16 protein-coding genes and 1 tRNA gene are annotated in these 19,212 nt (G+C 33.8%); 9 read left to right on the top strand and 8 right to left on the bottom strand.

Features of this window, described 5'->3' with window-relative positions:
* Positions 1-23 precede the first annotated feature (23 nt).
* From Q360_RS0119945 to Q360_RS0119920, 6 genes are read right to left on the bottom strand one after another with little or no spacing between them, the layout of a single operon-like run.
* Positions 24-326, bottom strand: a complete 303-nt coding sequence (locus Q360_RS0119945; RefSeq protein ID WP_027078665.1) for a hypothetical protein — start codon at positions 324-326, stop codon at positions 24-26.
* Complete coding sequence (locus Q360_RS0119940) at positions 326-1,537, bottom strand: hypothetical protein (RefSeq protein WP_027078664.1); 1,212 nt, start codon at positions 1,535-1,537, stop codon at positions 326-328. Before Q360_RS0119940 ends, Q360_RS0119945 begins: the two co-directional genes overlap by 1 nt.
* A 2-nt stretch (positions 1,538-1,539) precedes the next feature.
* A complete protein-coding gene (locus Q360_RS0119935) occupies positions 1,540-4,893 on the bottom strand; it encodes a hypothetical protein (protein ID WP_027078663.1) in 3,354 nt (1,117 codons plus the stop codon).
* A gap of 4 nt (positions 4,894-4,897) precedes the next feature.
* A complete protein-coding gene (locus Q360_RS0119930) occupies positions 4,898-6,292 on the bottom strand; it encodes a hypothetical protein (protein ID WP_027078662.1) in 1,395 nt (464 codons plus the stop codon).
* A gap of 10 nt (positions 6,293-6,302) precedes the next feature.
* On the bottom strand, positions 6,303-6,707 hold the full coding sequence (locus tag Q360_RS0119925; protein ID WP_027078661.1) for a hypothetical protein: 405 nt from the start codon (positions 6,705-6,707) through the stop codon (positions 6,303-6,305).
* Positions 6,707-8,191, bottom strand: coding sequence for a hypothetical protein (locus tag Q360_RS0119920; protein ID WP_027078660.1), 1,485 nt, complete (start codon positions 8,189-8,191; stop codon positions 6,707-6,709). The genes Q360_RS0119925 and Q360_RS0119920 overlap by 1 nt, the downstream gene beginning before the upstream one ends.
* A gap of 378 nt (positions 8,192-8,569) precedes the next feature.
* On the opposite strand from Q360_RS0119920, the gene Q360_RS0119915 reads away from it, so the two are divergent.
* From Q360_RS0119915 to Q360_RS0119880, 8 genes are all read left to right on the top strand, one after another.
* Positions 8,570-8,896 (top strand): NINE protein, encoded by a 327-nt coding sequence (locus Q360_RS0119915; protein WP_027078659.1) that lies wholly within the window; start codon positions 8,570-8,572, stop codon positions 8,894-8,896.
* Between the two features lie 131 nt (positions 8,897-9,027).
* The gene (locus Q360_RS0119910; protein ID WP_245603307.1) at positions 9,028-9,720 is read left to right on the top strand and encodes a hypothetical protein; all 693 of its coding nucleotides are present in this window, start codon (positions 9,028-9,030) and stop codon (positions 9,718-9,720) included.
* Between the two features lie 244 nt (positions 9,721-9,964).
* Positions 9,965-10,804, top strand: coding sequence for a GIY-YIG nuclease family protein (locus Q360_RS0119905; RefSeq protein ID WP_027078657.1), 840 nt, complete (start codon positions 9,965-9,967; stop codon positions 10,802-10,804).
* Between the two features lie 7 nt (positions 10,805-10,811).
* Positions 10,812-12,392 carry a type I restriction-modification system subunit M gene (locus Q360_RS0119900; RefSeq protein WP_027078656.1) on the top strand — a complete coding sequence of 527 codons (1,581 nt, stop codon included), beginning with the start codon at positions 10,812-10,814 and terminating at the stop codon, positions 12,390-12,392.
* 44 nt (positions 12,393-12,436) lie between these two features.
* Positions 12,437-12,748 carry a GIY-YIG nuclease family protein gene (locus Q360_RS0119895; RefSeq protein ID WP_027078655.1) on the top strand — a complete coding sequence of 104 codons (312 nt, stop codon included), beginning with the start codon at positions 12,437-12,439 and terminating at the stop codon, positions 12,746-12,748.
* 111 nt (positions 12,749-12,859) lie between these two features.
* Positions 12,860-14,089 carry a restriction endonuclease subunit S gene (locus Q360_RS0119890; RefSeq protein ID WP_169734678.1) on the top strand — a complete coding sequence of 410 codons (1,230 nt, stop codon included), beginning with the start codon at positions 12,860-12,862 and terminating at the stop codon, positions 14,087-14,089.
* Positions 14,086-14,628, top strand: coding sequence for a hypothetical protein (locus tag Q360_RS0119885; protein ID WP_027078653.1), 543 nt, complete (start codon positions 14,086-14,088; stop codon positions 14,626-14,628). Before Q360_RS0119890 ends, Q360_RS0119885 begins: the two co-directional genes overlap by 4 nt.
* Positions 14,625-17,525 carry a type I restriction endonuclease subunit R gene (locus Q360_RS0119880; protein ID WP_027078652.1) on the top strand — a complete coding sequence of 967 codons (2,901 nt, stop codon included), beginning with the start codon at positions 14,625-14,627 and terminating at the stop codon, positions 17,523-17,525. Before Q360_RS0119885 ends, Q360_RS0119880 begins: the two co-directional genes overlap by 4 nt.
* Before the next feature lie 630 nt (positions 17,526-18,155).
* On the opposite strand, the gene Q360_RS0119875 is transcribed toward Q360_RS0119880, so the two are convergent.
* Both Q360_RS0119875 and mce read right to left on the bottom strand, forming a co-directional pair.
* Positions 18,156-18,229 (bottom strand) — tRNA-Ile (locus tag Q360_RS0119875).
* Positions 18,230-18,339: 110 nt separating this feature from the next.
* A complete protein-coding gene (gene mce, locus Q360_RS0119870; protein WP_027078651.1) occupies positions 18,340-18,750 on the bottom strand; it encodes a methylmalonyl-CoA epimerase in 411 nt (136 codons plus the stop codon).
* Between the two features lie 66 nt (positions 18,751-18,816).
* On the opposite strand from mce, the gene rbfA reads away from it, so the two are divergent.
* On the top strand, positions 18,817-19,209 hold the full coding sequence (gene rbfA / locus Q360_RS0119865) for a 30S ribosome-binding factor RbfA (protein ID WP_027078650.1): 393 nt from the start codon (positions 18,817-18,819) through the stop codon (positions 19,207-19,209).
* Positions 19,210-19,212: the final 3 nt, after the last annotated feature.

The following is a 19,212-nucleotide window of genomic DNA, read 5'->3' as shown; positions in this document are numbered from 1 at the left end:
TTTAGTTTCTTTTAAATATTAACTTAGAGGAAGTCTATCTCCTTGTCTTCAGAATCGCTTGCCATATCAATAATCTCAACCTCTTCGGATTTTTCATCATCAAGTACAGCAGACTTTAGGCTTTCAGGAATATTATTTGATAATATTTCTCTTACACTTATTTGTTCTATATACTCTTCGGGAATATTGGAATGCTTAATAGTATAATTATCTATATTTCCAATAGCTTGTTTATAGAACCAAATACGAGCTATATTTACAGCAAATACAACGATTTGTATAACTATTATAGCACCTATTATAATATTTAAAATTTGCTCGTCCATTATTGAAATTTTATTGTTGCTTTATTAGCTTCCTTTACAACCCAATTACCATCAATGAGTACGGCAAGTCCTTTTTTAGTAGTAATTATTTCTCTGCTAAAGTCTTTATTTGAATTCTCTTGGCTACATACTCTATATAAATATTCATCGGGCGAATTAGTAACTTCTCTGGTAATGAATTGATCAACAAGCGCTATTTCAAAATCCGCAGTAAGACCATCTTCATGTTCGTATAACTTATAAATAGTTTCCCCAGATATAGGAGAAGAAGAAATCGGAGAAAATTTACCAGCGGCAGTCGGTTTACCTGAATAAAATACTCTAGGTAGTTTAACAACTGGTTCCGGTACTACCTTTATCGCTGGCGACTTTTTTTCTGCTTCAAAAATTCTTTTTCCCTCGTTTAATTGATTAGGTGATTTCACTTTTTTTGCTTGTTCCAATTCATAGTTCAATCTGGTAATTTCATTATTTAAATGAATAATATTGTTATTCAAGGTGTTAACACTATTATCTCGTTTTGCACAACCTTTATCCTTAAGAATCTTTAAGTCATTATGTTTTTTACTTTCTTTTTTCCACTTAATAAATAAAATAATTGTTGATACTAGAAATAGTAATATTGGAATCATCCAATAATTAAATAATGTCCTTTTTTTACCTCTATGTATATTAGATTCCCTTACAACAACAGCCTGTTCGGATTCCTGCCTATCTACATTTCGTTCTATTTTTTCAGGTTGCTGAGTTGGAAGAAATTCATTCTTTAAATCATCATATTCTGAAGATTCATTTAATTTCAAACTTTCAAAAGATTCCAAATGTTCAATCTTGAAAAATAACGAATCAAATATTTTAGGGCATAACCTTTTAAAAGTTTCTATTGGTGTGCTAATGTTTTTAAAAGTTTTATTCCAGTTTAGTTCAACATTATTTTTGACCTCTATAAAAGGTGTTGGCTCTTCTTTTGAATTACTTTCCAACGTTTTATTGAACTTATCCAAATCAATTTGTTCTTCCGATTTAATGGGTGTGCCACCATTTTTATATTTTACCATGGAGAACCTAGTAACTTCTGCATTCACATAATCAACTATATCATTCCACTCTTCTTGTGAAATCTCTATTCTATTATTAACACTCTTATCCTGTGCAAAAAGGCTAGTAGCTATTAAGCAAGCAATAAAAACAAGTGTGTATAGTGCTTTCATAATTATTTTTCTCTTTTTACCAATTCGAATGCTAGGGGCCCCAAACTACCGACAAGAGGATAAAAAAACAGCGTTTCCCCTATTTCTTCATCATTTTGTCCCTTTAGTTCTAATATTTTGTTTTGAATACCCATTTTCAAACCATCTTCTGCCTTTTCATATAAAAACGTTTTAGAAAACTCCATTACATCCTTTTCAATTCCGAATGTGTCTCTGAAAGGAATTTTAGAATTCATGCTAAAAAAGAAATCTAAAAAGGTTGTATACGTTTCTAAAGCCTTCGTTTCTAACTGATTTACCTTATTATAGGTGTATCCATTTTCTCTTTGTAATAAGACATTATCTGCTATCAGAACTTCTTTAATATCCTTTAAATCTATATCTGTATTAGATTTAAAACACAAACTACCTTTACTAGCTAATTCCTTAGGATTGTCTGGTAATTCTAACTTGATTGCATATGTTTCATTAGAATCAAATACCTGATTTAAAACAAGACTAATTATTTTTTGCAAGCTTTTGTGGTTACTAGAAGAGTCCACAACTGCCAATAATTTTGACGCAGTTCCTGAAAATATAAATGTGTGTGGAATCGCAATATTTTTAGATTTCAAAAGCTGAGCTACATGGTAAATTTGCGAGGTGTAAAATAACAAAAAGATGATCTTTAATTCGGCATCTCCTTTTAGTCGATCTAGAAAACTAATCAAGATATTTTTATCTACAAGTTGTTTATTATTTTCAAGACTAAAAAACGCATTTATAATATCGTTTGAGTTATTTCTAGATTTAATTCCACCTAATATTGTAGATAAATTTGTCTCTTTATTTGATGATAAAATTGATTGAATTTTATCAAAGTACTTTTTAACAAAACCATTAATATTTATATTTCTTTTATAATTATCACCGAATATGGCATCGCCGGCAAATTTATAAGATGAAAAAAGTATTGGTGAGTCATTTTGATAAACCGCTATATCTGATGTTCCGCCACCTATATCTATAGACACTACTGGTTTAAATGAAGGAACTCCTAAAACCCCTGTATAATAATAAAATGGAGTAAGGCTTTCACAAACTTTTTGAATGCTTACTTGCTTCCCAAAATATTTAAAAATAGAACTTGTCCACTTCTCTTCAAGTAAGGAAAGTTGAAAGCCCGACATGCTTGCAGGATATGACCATATAATTTTCGTTTTTTCAACAGCTCCGTTATTTACAAAAACCGTGTTTCTTATCATTTTGATTAATTGCTCGAAAAAACCTTCTAAAATAACGGCGCTATTATCCTCTGTATTCCATTTTAAATTAGTTTTTACCTCTGTATTTAATGCAAATGAATACCGCTCATATTTAAAGGGTATGTTTATGTTACCCATAGAAAACACTGGCCTATTAAAATCAATTTGTCTATGGTAACTGATGGCAGTTCTTTGTGGCATTTCAAATTCTGTACCGGCTGCAATTTCTTCAGGTAAAACATCATCCTTACTTAACCTTAGATATGCCTCATCTAATTTTGAATCTTCAATTAATCTACCACAATGGTGTGGCTCATTTTTAACTATTTCGAAAGGTTTCGGAATGTCATTATCAATTGAGTATTCTATATGGGTATTTGTAGTACCAAAATCAATTGCAAAAGAAAACTGGGCAGTACCATTACTAACTTTATCAATAAAATTTGGTATTATAACACCATTAGCAAAACTATGTTTCAGCCGTATGTAGTTGAAATTTTCACTCACTACGTTAGCTATCATGTTAATATTCTCTTCTTTCTTAAAGCGTCTTTGCACCTGGTTTATAGCACTAATCAATTCGTTTTTAGAGTTATAGTATTCAAAATCAAAAACATTACCTTCTAAGAGTGGTATTCTATCGGCATCATAATATGCTATATTATATTCTGGTTTAATGGATTCTGGAAATTTATAAAAAGGAGTAATTGCCAGATTTATTCTATTTTCAATTACAGCACCTTTGTTGTCTACTTCACTAAACTCTGGCTTATGTGATTGATTTACCGGATTGTAATAAATTCGTTTAAAGGTTATATGATTACTGTTTTGAATTGGTATTCTAAGTATAGCTTCAACGCTACCTGATGGTAAATATTTTAATTCAAATACTCGCTCACCATTAATAAGCTTATCTAAATATGATGTAGAAAAATAATTGAAAAATAATGGTTTTAATGGAAGAAGAAAGCTTTTATCCCCTGTATAATTCCCTTTATTAAAGTAAAAATCGTCAATAGGATATTCCGTTCTTATAATAACCGGCTCTAAAAAATCACTTATCGTTAGGTACGGAAACTTATTACCATCAAAAGGAAGTGTTCGATTTTCAACAGCGTTAGAATTAAAATTAGGAGCCTTATCTGTATTTTTCCAATAATCGGTTACATACATTAATTGACCTGAAACTATGTCATTAGGTAATACCAGAGGTAATAATTCTTGATTCAAATCATTTTCTGGTTGAATCACAAAATTACTCTCCTTAATTTTATCTCTTTTATCTCTACCTTTCTTTAGTGGTGTATTTAAAATTTCTACTATTTCCCCACCTCCATCAATATTCAAGTCTGATAAAGACTTAAAAAAACCAGGGCTAGAATTATTTATGCTAGTTCTAAGTTCTAAAGATAATAACGAAAAAATACTCATTAAGTAATCCTCTACCTCTTTGAATTTAGTACTGAATTCTGCAATACTGCTCCTTAAAGCAAATAGATATTTGACATATTCTGGATCTCTTTTATGTAATGGAAAATATTCACCATCTAAAAAGGTATCTGAACCATCACCAAAATCTAAATTAAAGCTATTGGCAGATGTGAAAAATAAAGAAGCCGGCGAAGTACCGCCAATAATATTTATGGGGTGTTGACCATCTTTAAAATTAATTAAATAAAGTTTACTGTTATAGTCAAAATTATATGCCGCAGCATCTTGTTCAAAATACAACCTTAAACTTTCACCTAATAATTTATGACTCTGATTACCATTGTTTAGCAAAGCATCCAAATCATTTCTAGGATTCCAACTTATAATCTCTATTTTGTTTTTGAACTTTTCATAATTGAATAAAATTTGACCTATATCAAGGGCATCTGACACCATTTTATGATGAATAGTTTGTCCTTCTAGCTCTAATTTTGCTACTACATTAAAAGCTGTTCTTACTAAATCTATTCTTGCAAACGGACTAGGTATTGACGTAATCTCTCTAGATGAGTGCTCACCATTAGGATCCTTTATAGCTGCAATTGCCTTATCATTTAATGGATTGGATGATTGCCAATCATATAAATCATTTCCTTCATGAAATCTAAATACTTTTGCCATTTCGCTATTTTTCTTTAACTAGTTTTTCCGTTGCCAAGTAGAAATTTTCAACAAACCTATTTTCAATATTTATAGCCTTATTAATTTGCTCAGAGGTTTTATTCAGCTTCTCTGTAAAACGTTCGTAATTACTAGGTCCCTGTAGAAACCCTCCATTCTTTAATTGTATTCCTTTTATACTATCTAACACGTTTTCACTACTTTCTTCAAGGGTAAAAGGATTAAAGCCTCTTTCATTTTCTGACATCTGCATTAGCCACTCCCAGTAACTATCATTAAAACCTCTTAACGTGGAGTAAAAATCTTCCGCCAAGAAAGATGAATTTATACCAAGGCTAGCGGCAAATTTCATATCTAATTTGCCTCTTAATTTCATTTTACAATACAAATGAAACAGATAATATTGAGTAAGCGGCTTAAAAATGGTATGCTTGGTTCTATCATTTAAATCATTGAATGTAATGGCATTAACATCTTTTTCAATCCCAAATTCCTTAACTACATTTTCATCACTAACCGGAATATTTGCGAAGTTTAAAATTGCAAGTGCCGATGCCAGTTCTATAAAATGAGCATCATTTTTTTGAGCAGTGCTACCTTCATTATTCTCGTAGTCCTTATTAACTGCGTCACCTATATAATACATTGCGTTTACACTGTCATTAACACCATGTTGGTAATACCTAAGGGCCGCTTTTGTTTTAGAAACGAATGTAGATTTCTCAATATCACTATCCTCATCTTTTCTAACGCCAAAGTATGGTAATACTGATATGGCTCCTATTTGCGCATTTTGTAATAGGGAAAAATTGTCTAGCGAAGAATCTGCAGATCTAATATTCTTTAAAAGCAGAGGAAATCCGGAAGCTCCTGTACCTCCAAAAATAGAGGAGATAATAAATATTTTATCCCCTTGCGAAAAACTACTGGCAAAGGCTTTAAAATCATCAGATTGATTAAACTGATTCAATACCACACTACCCATATTTGGGTTTCCCTTAAACCCTACCTCCATATCTGCATTTAAATTCTTTTCACTAAACAAAAGAGATATTAATGCTTTGTTCTTGCTGTCTAAAGTCCCGTAGTCTATAAAATCTTTAAATCTTTTATTCGAATTTTGGACTTTAATACTAAAATTTGGGGTTAAGGAATCTATAGGAGTTTTAAAAAATTCATTTTTTGAGGAATTATCAAAACTTAATTCTTTTCTTATTTTTTTATATTGCCTTAATATATTTGTGGTCTTACTAACATCACCATTTGCAGCATCTGGATCAATCAAAATAGGCACAACAGAATCACTATCACAACCAACCCCAGAAGCTAGAAGAAGACTTAATGATTTAAGTACTCGAGCACCAGTTCCACCTATTCCGAAAACATATAATTTGGACATATTTTTTTATTTAAAAAGGTACATGAGATGAGTTTGTGCTTTTCCATTTTATCAATAGCGAAAACAAAAACATAATTACACAAGCATATACTAGATTGGTGACCGAAAATATCAGATTCTCAACTGTATATTCTGCGGGTAATTGACCTACTTCATAAAAGCTATTTTCAACCGTTACATAAGCTATAACAAAAGCAAATATTCCTATTATTAACAACCAAAGTAGCCAAACCCAGAGTTTACTTGTTTTAGGTCTATCAAATACGTAATAGTATAATAAAGTGCATAGCAAAACCATAGGAACAGTGTATAAAGCCACAACAATGTAAAAGTTATTATCATACATAATAGTAGAGAAGGCATCTAAAAAATTGAAACCCCACAATTCATAAATATTAGCAATTAGATCTGACATTATTTTCTTGTTTTTCGTTTTAAAATGATTCGAACTATTAATGCTATAAGCAGTAGTAAAAAGATAAATCCAATAACTTGTCCAGGGAATGAACTTGATTTTGGTTTTTCGATTGAAATATTAATATTGAAGTAGCTTTCTTTTTTGGTCGCCTGTAAATAAGCTGAAGAAATGCCATTAATTAAATAATCAAGACCGAAAGTCTTTTTCTGTTTAATTTCATTAATGGTTAAATCTGTATCGTCTAACAAACTAGAGTCTGTTACCCACTGCGGCATATTACGTTTAAGATTGAAACTTAAACTTTTATTATTTACGTCAGAAGATTTAAAAATAAAAACATGAGTTGCACCGAATTGAACATGTGGCTGATCCGCTTTAGAAATCGATAGCTTCTTCCCATTACTAAATATAATATCATCACCCGCTATTTTACCAATTTTAAATAGAGCCCAATCTTTATTGTACAATTCATAATTAGCTATATCTGTTATATAATTATCGGTAATAGCTAAAGAAGATAAATCAACTGCAATTGCCAATTGAAAAGGAGTATCTCCTCTACCGCTTTCTTCTACTTCTATTTGTCTTATTTGCCCGTTTATATCTGTACCTCTAATTGGTTTTATTCTACCATTATTAAGAGTTGAAGTTAGTACTGTAAAATCTTTTACTTCAAAGTCTTCCGCTGTAAGCAGGTACTCATTTGAATATCCTTTATAATTGTTGAATTTAGGACCAATACTTTTTGTGAATTGTTTAATATTATTCTGTTCGCCTATTACCGCCAAATAATAAGGTCGCTGACCTTTTTGAGGTTTATCATCATCGTTTAAATCATAATACTTACCATCATAATCACTAAAATACTGGTAAACATTGGTGGTAAGCTTTTGACCGTCTTTATCTGCTGTCAGAAAGACGTTTTTAGTTAAGGCTTGTTGCTCTCCCAAACGATTTACTGTCTCTCCTGGTTCTATAGAATAAATAAAATCTGAAAGTAAAATAGAAATACTATTATCCTCAGTTTCTGAAGTAATTTGTTTAAAAATATTGTTTAAATCACTTGTAGCTCTATCTTTTTTAGTTCCTGCTTTTTGAATAGAGCTAATACTTAATTTGTTAGCAAAGTTTACTACACCTGATTTTATGGAGCTTGCATGTATTTTACTATTTATAAAATATATTTCAATATTCTCTTCATCATAAAAATACTTCAAATCAACTAGTAGATTTTGAAGCATATCTTTCAATTGGGTAGGCCCGTTGACATAACCAATCATACTTCCTGAATTCTCTATATACAGCTTGATTTTCAAATCTTTTTGCTGCGCAATAATATCTTGAGGTATTGGCGGAACGAATATGGAATCTTTCTGTGGTTGCGAATCAGTAATGACTCTTTTATGTTCAGCCCTTTCACAAGAACTAAAAAGAAATAACGTAATTACAATAACACCTAATCGTAATAAAGCCTGTCTCATTAAGAATTTTCATTTAATAAATGAATGATAAAAGTAAATGGCCCTTGTGGTTAATGTTTACGGATTTCCGTAATTGGAGTGAAGATTTTAGAAAGAGCTGCAATTATTCATCCTGAATAAAATAACGGGCCTTGCCATTTTCTTTTGTAGGTGAAAAAAATATTGATAAATATTTTGCACATACTTTAGGTCGATTATGGTAATCCGTAAAAAAAATCTGTAGAAAGTAATAATTTGCGAAGACAACCTAAAAAGGGTTTACCGACTATTTAACCAATGATGTTGTCCAATCATTGTGGTACATAAAAAATCCGATATGAATGAACCTAATGTAATAGTGCAAACCGATAGATAATTATGTGCAACTAAAATAGAAAAATGAAAAATAAAACAACAGCAACAATCTTGGCTTTCTTCTTAGGTGGATTTGGTATCCATCGTTTTTATCTCAATCAAGGTGGACTTGGCATCGCTTACTTACTTTTTTGTTGGACTTTTATTCCAGCTATTATTGCATTTGTTGACTTTATAATTTTCCTAACCATTGATGATGCTAAATTCAATGCGAAATACAACCAAGGAAAAGTGGTTGATACGACAGCTAGAATTAATACTGCGGAGGAATTAGAGAAACTCCATGGACTAAAAGTGAAGGGAGTAATAACCGAAGAGGAATTTCAAGCACGCAAAGTAAAATTACTCTAACCCACACCAATAAAAAAGAACGTACTACAAAAAAACCCATAAAAAGAAAGGCTACAAGCGTCAACAGATTACAGTAACAAAAGGGGTAAGAATTTTCTTTTCCTTCTTGATTTAATTAAGGTTTGTTTATTTTGGTAGCTGTTAAAGAATCTCCCTTTAAAAAATCAAAAACAATGCATGAATGTACCATTTGTGGTGAACCCACAAAATTCGACGGAGGATTATGTTATAAATGTTACAAAAAGCAAAATAACGGTAAAGAAGTAGCCGCAGTTGAAGAACCTATCACTAAAGCAAAGAAGAAGAAAAGTAAAGGCGACGATAAAAATAATGCTAAAAAACCAAAAGAGAATCCATGGGTTTCTGGAGTGATTAAAGGTAGAATAGCAGAAACTATTGCAGAGGAGCTTTTTCGTTCATTAGGGTTTCAAGTTTTTAGTTATGGTATGGAAAACTCCATTCCAGGGATATCAGACCTTTTAAGAGGCGTAAGAGGTGATGTTGAAAAAAATATTCGTCAAATGCCAGATTTTGTAGTCTTTAAAGATAATAAGGCACACTTTATAGAGGTGAAATTTCGGGCAAGTGGAGAGTTGAAATTGACGGATATCGAGAAATACGGTGATTATCCTTTTGAAAATGCTTTATTTGTTTTAATCACAAAGAAGTATATCAAATGTATATCTTACGAAGAGCTTAAAAGTGGTAATGAGATAAAAGCAACAGATCGCAAATATCTTGGTAGCAGAAAGGAATTTGATACCGACAAAGAAAAAATTAAAGAATACTGCAAATACGCAGTAAAATTCTTTAAAAATGTATAGACTTTAAATAACAGAGCAACAACGTCAAAAGAAAAAAGTATTATCAAAAAACGTTGGTAATATATGACTACCTAGAATAAGAACTAAATACACCAATACCAATAAAAATACAGGTCTAAGGGCTCAGCAGATTACCACAACAAAAACGCGTAAGAGTTTTCTTCTCATGTGCATTTGTAACAAGGTTTGATTATTTTGCTAGCGCTATCAACAATCCCCCACATAAAACAAGAAAGGGTACCTTATGAATCGACCACAAACTATTCAAATTTTCTTGCCAGATGGTTCTCCCACAAGCATTAAAGAAGCAGAAATTACCAACCGATTGGTGAAAGCTATTTTATTTCCTAGAAACAAATTACAGGAAGTTTCTAAGCGGGAAATGGTTCATTTTACAGGCGTATATTTCCTATTTGGTACTTCTGAAGATGGTGTAAACCCTTTGGTATATATCGGTGAAGGGGAAGATTGTTTTAGCCGTATCCAATCTCATAATAGAAAAAAAGATTTCTGGACCCATGCCGTTATTATTGCTACTAAGACAGATGAATACACAAAAACTGATGGTAAATATTTAGAGCATTATTGTTTAGAAAGGGCGCAGGAAATTGGTAGATACAAAACGGATAATGATACGGGGTCTAAGAAACCCTCAATACCAGAAAGTAGAGAGTATGATCTTCTAGATAATTTTGAAACTGCCAAAATTCTTTTGGCAACCCTGGGCTATCCGATTTTTGAAGAAAAAAGAAAAGCGAAAAGTAATAAAGAGTTGTTCTATTGCAAAAGCAAAAATGCTTCTGCTGAAGGAGAACTTACAGACGATGGCTTTTTAGTACATAAGGGGGGACAATCTAATATGGAAGAAACAAGAGGAATGAACAAATGGATTGGAATTTTGAGAAAGCGCTTGATAGCAGAAGAAATACTTAAAAAAGAAAATAATGTTTATGTTTTTCAGCAAGATTATATCTTTAATTCCCCAAGTGCAGCTGCGGCCACTATTTTAGCGAGGTCTGCAAATGGCTGGACTTCATGGAAAGACAAAAACGGTAAAACCTTAGACGAACTTAAAAGACAATAAAACATTAATGACAGAACAAACCCAAAAACTACAAACCCAACTCTGGAACATCGCCAATACCCTTCGTGGTAAAATGGATGCGGACGATTTTAGAGACTATATATTAGGCTTCATTTTTTACAAGTATTTAAGCACAAAAATGGAACTCTATGCCAACGAAATTCTAGAACCAGACAATTTAAAATTTCGAGATTTAGAAGGCCACGCACAAGAAGAAGCCTATTTAGAAGCTGTAAAAGATGCCGCTTTAGATAAACTAGGCTATTTCTTATTACCCTCAGAGCTATTTACAGAATTAGCAAATCGTGGAAATTCAGGCGGAAAGCACCACTTTATTCTAGGCGATCTAGCCAAAGTGCTCACTCATATCGAGCAAAGCACGATGGGTTCTGAAAGCGAAGAAGATTTCGGAAACCTATTTGAAGATTTAGACCTTACCAGTTCTAAACTCGGAAAATCCGAAAACGATAAAAACGAACTCATCGTAAAAGTACTATCCCATTTAGACGAAATTGATTTTGACATCGCCAATGCAGACAGCGATCTGTTGGGTGACGCTTACGAGTACCTGATTGGAAAATTCGCCTCTGGCGCAGGGAAGAAGGCAGGCGAGTTTTACACACCACAGCAAGTCTCTAATATATTAGCGCAATTGGTAACCCAAGGCAAAGACAAATTAAAATCTGTGTACGATCCAACCTGTGGTTCAGGGTCCTTGTTATTGCGTGTTGCCAAACAAGTAAAAGAAGTCAGTGCATTTTATGGGCAAGAAATGAACCCAACCACCTATAACTTATGCCGAATGAATATGATAATGCACGATGTGCATTACAAACGCTTCGACATAAAAAACGAAAACACCCTCGAAAAACCACAGCACGAGGACATGCGTTTTGAGGCCATCGTTGCCAATCCGCCATTTTCGGCAAAGTGGAGTGCCAGCCCATTATTTATGAGCGACGACCGATTTGCGGCCTATGGAAAACTCGCACCAAGTTCTAAAGCCGATTTTGCCTTTGTGCAACACATGGTGCATCAATTGGCAGATAACGGAACCATGGCATGCGTTCTACCACACGGTGTATTGTTTCGTGGCGCAGCCGAAGGGCACATTCGCAAGTACCTCATACAAGACCGCAATTACCTCGATGCCGTTATAGGCCTACCCGCTAATATCTTTTATGGCACCAGTATTCCTACCTGTATTTTGGTATTAAAGAAAGAACGGTCGCACGGCGACAACGTATTATTTATAGATGCGAGCCAACATTTTGAGAAGGTAAAAACCCAAAACATGCTGCGCGAAGCAGATATCAGTAAACTCATAGACACCTATAAAACGTACAGTAACGGGGCACTGAGCGAAGCCGAAGTGGACAAATACAGCTATGTCGCCAAACTATCTGAGATAGCAGAAAACGACTATAACCTAAACATCCCACGGTATGTAGATACTTTTGAGGAAGAAGAACCCGTAGACTTGGCAGTCGTTTCCAAGGCGCTCAAAGCCATAGATACAGACATGGCAACCACAGATGCCACCATAACCGATTACTGCAACCAATTAGGCATAGACACCCCTTTTTGACTTCGGCTACGCTCAGTCACCAGGATTATGCTAAATCAAGAAAAATGGCTAAAGGATATGCTTACTTATTAAAATGTGCAGATGACAGCTATTATACTGGTAGTACCAAGGATTTAGAAAGAAGATTAGAGCAACATCAAAACGGAGAAGCAGCTAATCACACTTCTTCACGTTTGCCTGTAGCATTGGTTTATTTTGAAAAATTTGAAAAAATTGACCAAGCATTTTATAGAGAAAAGCAAATTCAAAAGTGGAGTAGAGCCAAAAAGGAAGCACTGATTAACAATAAAGCAGAGTTGCTAAATGAATTATCAAAATGCAAAAATGACACACATTATAAAAACAAAACTCGGTAATCGAGCGGAGTCGAGATTATGAACATCGAAACAACACATACCGAAACCAAGAAACAACTCGTTCCCGAATTACGCTTCAAGGAGTTTGATGGAGTTTGGACTAATTGTAGAATGTTAGAAATAGCATCAAAAATTACCGATGGCACACATGATACGCCTCAAAAAGTTACAGAAGGAATTCCTTATTTAACAGCAATACATGTAAAAGATGGAAATATAGATTTTAAAAATTGTTATTATTTAAGTCAGGAGGACCACGATAAGATATATAAAAGATGTAATCCTGAATTTGGAGATTTATTGATAGTTAATATTGGAGCAGGTACCGCAACTTGTGCTAGTGTTTCAGTTGACTATCAGTTTAGTTTAAAAAATGTTGCTTTAATAAAACCAAATAAAAAGATTGTAGAACCAGATTACTTAACTCAACTTCAGAGGAAAAAAGCCAAGAAGCTATTTCATATGTTAACATCTGGAGGAGCACAACCATTTTTTTCATTAAAGCAAATAGGGAAGTTAAAAGTAGAATTCCCAACCCTTCCCGAACAACAAAAAATAGCATCCTTTTTAACTGCGGTAGATACTAAAATACAGCAGCTCACCAAAAAGGCAGCACTGTTAGCCCAATACAAAAAAGGGGTGATGCAACAACTCTTTTCTGGTGCATTGCGCTTTAAACCTGCCCTGAGCGAAGTCGAAGGGGATGAACATGGGAATGCGTATCCAGATTGGGAGGAGAAATGTTTTGGAGACTTGTATTCCTTTCATACAACAAATTCATTATCAAGAGATAAATTGAATTATGAATCTGGGATTGTTTATAATATTCACTATGGAGACATTCATACGAAATTCAAAACTGCATTTAATCTACCAGAGGAGTATATTCCTTTTGTAAATGATGATATAGATCTCTCAAAAATAAAATTAGATTCCTATTGTGTCAAGGGCGACTTAGTAATGGCTGATGCCTCTGAAGATTATGCAGATATAGGAAAGACAATAGAATTAGTTGATTTGAAAGGTGAAAAAGTTCTTGCTGGTCTTCATACTTTTTTAGCTCGTCCAACAACATCAAAAACGGCTATCGGTTTTTTTAGTTATTTACTTAAATCATGGAGTATAAGAAAACAAACTATGGTTATTGCTCAAGGGTCAAAAGTGTTGAGCCTTTCAACAGGAAGAGTAGCAAAATTGAAACTAAAATTACCAGTAATTGAGGAACAACAAAAAATCGCAACCTACTTATCAAGTATCGATACCAAAATAGAAACTATAAATAATCAAATAACCCAAACCCAAACCTTTAAAAAAGGGTTGTTGCAGCAAATGTTTGTATGACACAATCTAAAGATCAAATAGTGTTAGTTAGAAATATGCATTGGGGAACTACAGTAGGTGGTGCATTTCAGCGGTCTTATGTTTATGAAAAAGGTGTTTCAGATAAGTCAAAGCGAATCTTTCGAATGGACTTGAGATTAGAATTAGAAGCTACTGAACTTGATTATTCAAATTCTGATATAGATCATAGTACGCATATAAAAAATATTAGTAGGCTTCAAAAATGGAGTGAAAAGCATGAAGATATTCTTAATAATGGGAGGTTAAATTTTGGAATAAGTCAGAAGCTTTTAAATCTTCATCTTAAAGGAGTTTGGTGTTTAGGCTTTATAAAATATCCACCACCTCATTTTCCTGTGGATAGAATCATTCAAGAAAGATTAAGGATAAAGCCAATTGTACCATGGACAAAAATTGAGAATGATAAAGCGTACAATGAAATCATATCAAAAGCCAAAATAATTGCAGAAAAATATAATGTTGGTTTAGCTGAACTGGAATTAAGAGTGTATAACAACACATTAAAGATTGAAAAATGACCAAGCAACCAGAAGCCCTATTAGAATATAACTTAATCCAACAATTGGTTGGCTTAGACTATACTTTAGTAAAAGTACAAGATGGTGATGCTTTGGTGTCTAATTTAAAATCACAGTTAGAAGTCTTTAACAAAGCCAGTTATTCAGATAAAGAGTTCGATGCCATTCTAAACCACCTAGCCAAAGGCAATGTGTTTGAAAAAGCCAAAACCTTAAGAGACCGCTTCAGTTTTTCAAGAGAAGGAGGTGAAGTAATCTACGTACGTTTTTACGATTCAGAAAACTGGAACAATAACTTGTTTCAGGTGACGAGTCAAGTACAGCAAACAGGGTCGTATTTAAACCGCTATGATGTCACGCTTTTAGTAAATGGTTTACCATTAGTACAAATAGAACTTAAGCGCAGAGGTGTTGAAATAAAAGAAGCTTTTAATCAGATTAATAGATATCAGCTCCATTCATTTTGGAGCAATAATGGTTTATTTCAATATGTGCAAGTATTCGTCATTAGTAATGGTGTGAACACGAAATATCTTGCCAATAATAAGTTGCAATCGGTAAAGCAAACCTTCTATTGGGCAGACAGCAAAAATAAAAACGTTACCGAGCTTACCAATTTTGCTTCCGAGTTTCTTAATCCAAACCATTTGGGGAAAATGATTGCTCAGTATATTGTAATGAACGAAACGCACAAGAACATGATGGTGCTTCGTCCGTATCAATATTTTGCAACAGAAGCCATAATCCAGCAGGTGAAGACTTGTAATGACAACGGTTATATCTGGCATACAACTGGTTCAGGAAAGACCTTAACATCCTTTAAGGCGAGCCAAATTTTAATGGAGGTCCCAGAAGTGTACAAAGTCGTATTTGTGGTAGACCGTAAAGATTTAGATTACCAAACCATGAAAGAGTTCAATGCCTTTAAAGAAGGTAGTGTAGACTCAACGGATAATACAACGAGTTTAGTCAATCAATTTCTAGGGATTTTTAAAGATAAAAAAGGCGTACGTAAAGATTCAGACTTAATCATTACTACTATTCAGAAATTAAACAATGCTATTTCAGGGCATTATCGTAACCAGTTAGAACCATTAAAAAATGAGCGATTTGTGTTTATTTTTGATGAATGTCATCGCTCACAGTTTGGAGAAACCCATGGGAGAATCACCGAGTTCTTTTCTAAAAGTCAGCTCTTTGGTTTTACAGGCACACCCATCTTTGCTGAAAACGCCTCAAAAAATGAATTAGGTAAACGCACCACGAAAGACTTATTTGGCAACTGTTTGCACAAGTATGTGATCACAGATGCTATTCGCGATGAGAATGTATTACGTTTTGGAATTGAGTACCTCGGTAAATACAAAAATAAGAGTAATACGTTTTTCGATATAGAGGTAGAGGATATCGATAAGAAAGAGGTGTTTGATGCGCCAAAGCGACTCACGAAAATTGTAGATTACATGATAGCGATTCATTCGCAAAAAACATTCAACAAAGATTATTCTGCATTATTTGCTGTGAGCAGTATAGATAATGCCATCAAATATTACGACATCTTTCAACAAAAGAAAGAAGCAGGAGAACATGACTTGCGCATCGCTACTATTTTTACGTATGGCGCAAATGAAGATAATGCATTTGCCCAAGATTTTCTTCCAGATGGTGAAATGTCCATAGCGGCAGAGCCTAAATCGAGTTATCAATTAAGTCATACAAGAGACAAGCTAGAAGGGTATATTGGAGATTATAATGCAATGTATAAGACGAGCTTTACCACTAAAGACCAACAACAATTCGAGAATTACTTTAAAGATATTAGCAAGCGCTTGAAAGAGCGAGAGAAATTAACCTTTAATGATGAAAAGGATCGGTTAGATATAGTGATTGTAGTCAATATGATGCTTACAGGTTTTGATGCAAAGAAGGTAAACACATTATACGTAGATAAAAATTTAAAGCAACATGGCTTAATACAAGCCTTCTCACGTACCAATAGAATATTAGGAGAACAGAAGTCACAAGGAAACATATTGTGTTTCCGCAACCTAAAAAAAGCAACCGATGATGCCATTACGTTGTTTTCAAACAAAGATGCTATAGAGGTTGTTACCATGCCAGATTATGAGGTTATCGCAGAGAAATTTGACGAAGCACTTAAAAACCTAAGAGAGATCGCGCCAACGTATCAAAGCGTTAACGATTTACAAAGTGAAGACGACGAGGCAGCGTTTGTGCAAGCCTTTAGAAAGTTGCTGCGACATATGAATGTATTGCAATCGTATACAGATTTTGATTGGGATGATTTACCGTTGGATGAACAAGAGTTTGAAGATTACAAAGGCAAGTACCTCGATTTATATGAAAAAGTAAAGCGCGATACTCAAAAAGAGAAAACGTCTATACTTGATGATATCGATTTTGAGTTGGAACTCATCCACAGAGACAGAATAAATGTAGCTTACATATTAAAATTACTAGCCAAACTCAAAGACTCAAAAACAACAGATGCTAAGGCTCAGAAAAAGGCCATCATGGATTTGTTAGGTGGCGATATTCAATTAAGAAGCAAACGCGAACTCATTGAGAAATTTATAGATGAAAACCTTCCACATATAACAGATATGGATGCTATAGAAGAGGAGTTTGAAAAGTATTGGCACGATGAAAAAGTATTGGCACTTGCCAAAATTTGCGAAGATGAAAACCTAGACAAAGCGCAATTTAATGCCTTACTAAATAGCTATATCTACAGTGGTCAGGAACCCATACGAGATGATGTTTTTAAATGTTTGGATAATCGTCCAAGCATCTTAAAAGCCCGCGAAATAGGAGAACGTATCCTGTCTAAAATGAAAGAGTTTGTGGAGGTATTTGTGAATGGGATGGTTGGGTAACTTATATTTAAGTAATAAAAAAATACTTCACTTACCAAAACTCACAGAAACCGAATTTAAAAGCTATAAACCCCAATTGTTCCTGATTCGAACTTTTAGAGTTATATCCTTCATTAAAGAGTTAATTGCAAACACTACTTATTAATTATCCAATTTACCTTTTAAATTATAATTTTGAAGCCTTAACAGATTACTACGAAAACAAAATGTCACCTCCATTGTATCATTGATGAAGCATACTCGATATAGACGACATTATTTCTAAATTGGAAGGTTTTGCTGATGGTGGCGCAGCGCTTAATGCCTATTGAAAGTACATTACATAGACATGGTGCAGAACGAACGTGATGCGATTACGAATGCCCTTTCAAAATATTATAAATTGGACAAGCTGGCCATGCCATACGATTTATGAGTTTTTTAAGCATACCATTATATAAAATTAATTCGGGAATCAAACCTAGATGATTAAATTTTCTAAATTATTAAAAAATAAAAAGCCTTAGAGTACGAATGCCTTTTATTTCAGCTTATGCTTTATGACTAGATATGTTACCCCCAATGTTGTCCCCTCTAGGAAATAAAAAATCCACAACTCCTTAATTAAAAGTATGTTATGGATTTAAGAAGTGGTCCCACCTGGACTCGAACCAGGGACCACCTGATTATGAGTCAGGTGCTCTAACCAGCTGAGCTATAGGACCCGCTGTTTGCGGTTGCAATATTACCACTTATTTTTAATCGATACAAGCAAAAAATTAACTAGGATTGTAAATAGTTTCAGCTCACTTTTAAGTTCCTCTTTAGCAATTGTTTAAGGTACTATAGCGACTTCTTGGCATAATTCTATCAGAACCCCATTGGTGCTCTTGGGATGCACAAAGGCGACCCATTTGTTATCTGCTCCTTTTTTCGGTGTTTCGTTCAAAATAATAAAACCCTCTTGTTTTAAACGGGCTAATTCGGCCAGAATATCATCGACCTCAAAGGCAATATGGTGTATGCCTTCGCCCTTCTTTTCCAAAAACTTGGCAATTGGACCATCTGCCGTTGTACTTTCTAAAAGTTCTATCTTATTAGGCCCGTTCTTAAAAAAAGAGGTCTTAACGCCTTCAGACAGTACTTCCTCTTCCTTATATGGAGCTACACCCAGTAATTTCTCATATAAATCGTTCGAAACTTTCAAGTTTTTGACGGCAATTCCTATATGTTCTATTTTCTTCATGTAGAATTATCTTCGGTATCTGCAGCATTACTATCGAAGATACATTATTCTACGTATTTTTGTGGTATGGAAACGCAACGACAACGGAAAATAGGGGGAGTCATACAAAAAGACATTGTAGATATTCTGCAGAAAGCAGCCTTAGCTGGTGGCCTTAAAGGCACCTTAATATCAGTAAGTAAAGTTGCTGTGACCACGGACCTTTCTATCGCTAAAATCTATGTAAGCATTTTTCCAAATGACAATGCGAGTGAATTAATGGAAGGTATAAAATCCAACCAACCCTTAATCAAGCATGAGCTTAGCCAACGCACTAGAAACCAACTGCGCCGTGTGCCAGAGCTTCTTTTTTACCTGGACGATTCGCTAGACTATATCGAAAACATAGAAAAGTCATTAAAAAGGGAGGAAAACCCTATCGAGAACAGAGATTTGCTGGCCAAAAGAAAAAAAACCTAAGGA

This window comes from Maribacter antarcticus DSM 21422 (genome assembly GCF_000621125.1).
In the GTDB taxonomy this organism is placed as follows: domain Bacteria; phylum Bacteroidota; class Bacteroidia; order Flavobacteriales; family Flavobacteriaceae; genus Maribacter; species Maribacter antarcticus.
The sequence above is the reverse complement of the archived record's forward strand: the minus strand, read 5'-3'. Positions and strand labels throughout refer to the sequence as shown.

Excerpts from the sequence above, each read along its gene's own strand:
- Q360_RS0119930 (WP_027078662.1), bottom strand. The coding sequence starts at position 6,292 with ATGTCCAAATTATATGTTTTCGGAATAGGTGGAACTGGTGCTCGAGTA.
- Q360_RS0119900 (WP_027078656.1), top strand. The coding sequence starts at position 10,812 with ATGACAGAACAAACCCAAAAACTACAAACCCAACTCTGGAACATCGCC.
- rbfA (WP_027078650.1), top strand. The coding sequence starts at position 18,817 with ATGGAAACGCAACGACAACGGAAAATAGGGGGAGTCATACAAAAAGAC.
- Q360_RS0119895 (WP_027078655.1), top strand. The coding sequence starts at position 12,437 with ATGGCTAAAGGATATGCTTACTTATTAAAATGTGCAGATGACAGCTAT.
- Q360_RS0119940 (WP_027078664.1), bottom strand. The coding sequence starts at position 1,537 with ATGAAAGCACTATACACACTTGTTTTTATTGCTTGCTTAATAGCTACT.
- Q360_RS0119885 (WP_027078653.1), top strand. The coding sequence starts at position 14,086 with ATGACACAATCTAAAGATCAAATAGTGTTAGTTAGAAATATGCATTGG.
- Q360_RS0119915 (WP_027078659.1), top strand. The coding sequence starts at position 8,570 with ATGAAAAATAAAACAACAGCAACAATCTTGGCTTTCTTCTTAGGTGGA.
- Q360_RS0119925 (WP_027078661.1), bottom strand. The coding sequence starts at position 6,707 with ATGTCAGATCTAATTGCTAATATTTATGAATTGTGGGGTTTCAATTTT.
- Q360_RS0119880 (WP_027078652.1), top strand. The coding sequence starts at position 14,625 with ATGACCAAGCAACCAGAAGCCCTATTAGAATATAACTTAATCCAACAA.
- Q360_RS0119920 (WP_027078660.1), bottom strand. The coding sequence starts at position 8,191 with ATGAGACAGGCTTTATTACGATTAGGTGTTATTGTAATTACGTTATTT.
- Q360_RS0119905 (WP_027078657.1), top strand. The coding sequence starts at position 9,965 with ATGAATCGACCACAAACTATTCAAATTTTCTTGCCAGATGGTTCTCCC.
- mce (WP_027078651.1), bottom strand. The coding sequence starts at position 18,750 with ATGAAGAAAATAGAACATATAGGAATTGCCGTCAAAAACTTGAAAGTT.
- Q360_RS0119945 (WP_027078665.1), bottom strand. The coding sequence starts at position 326 with ATGGACGAGCAAATTTTAAATATTATAATAGGTGCTATAATAGTTATA.
- Q360_RS0119890 (WP_169734678.1), top strand. The coding sequence starts at position 12,860 with ATGTTAGAAATAGCATCAAAAATTACCGATGGCACACATGATACGCCT.
- Q360_RS0119935 (WP_027078663.1), bottom strand. The coding sequence starts at position 4,893 with ATGGCAAAAGTATTTAGATTTCATGAAGGAAATGATTTATATGATTGG.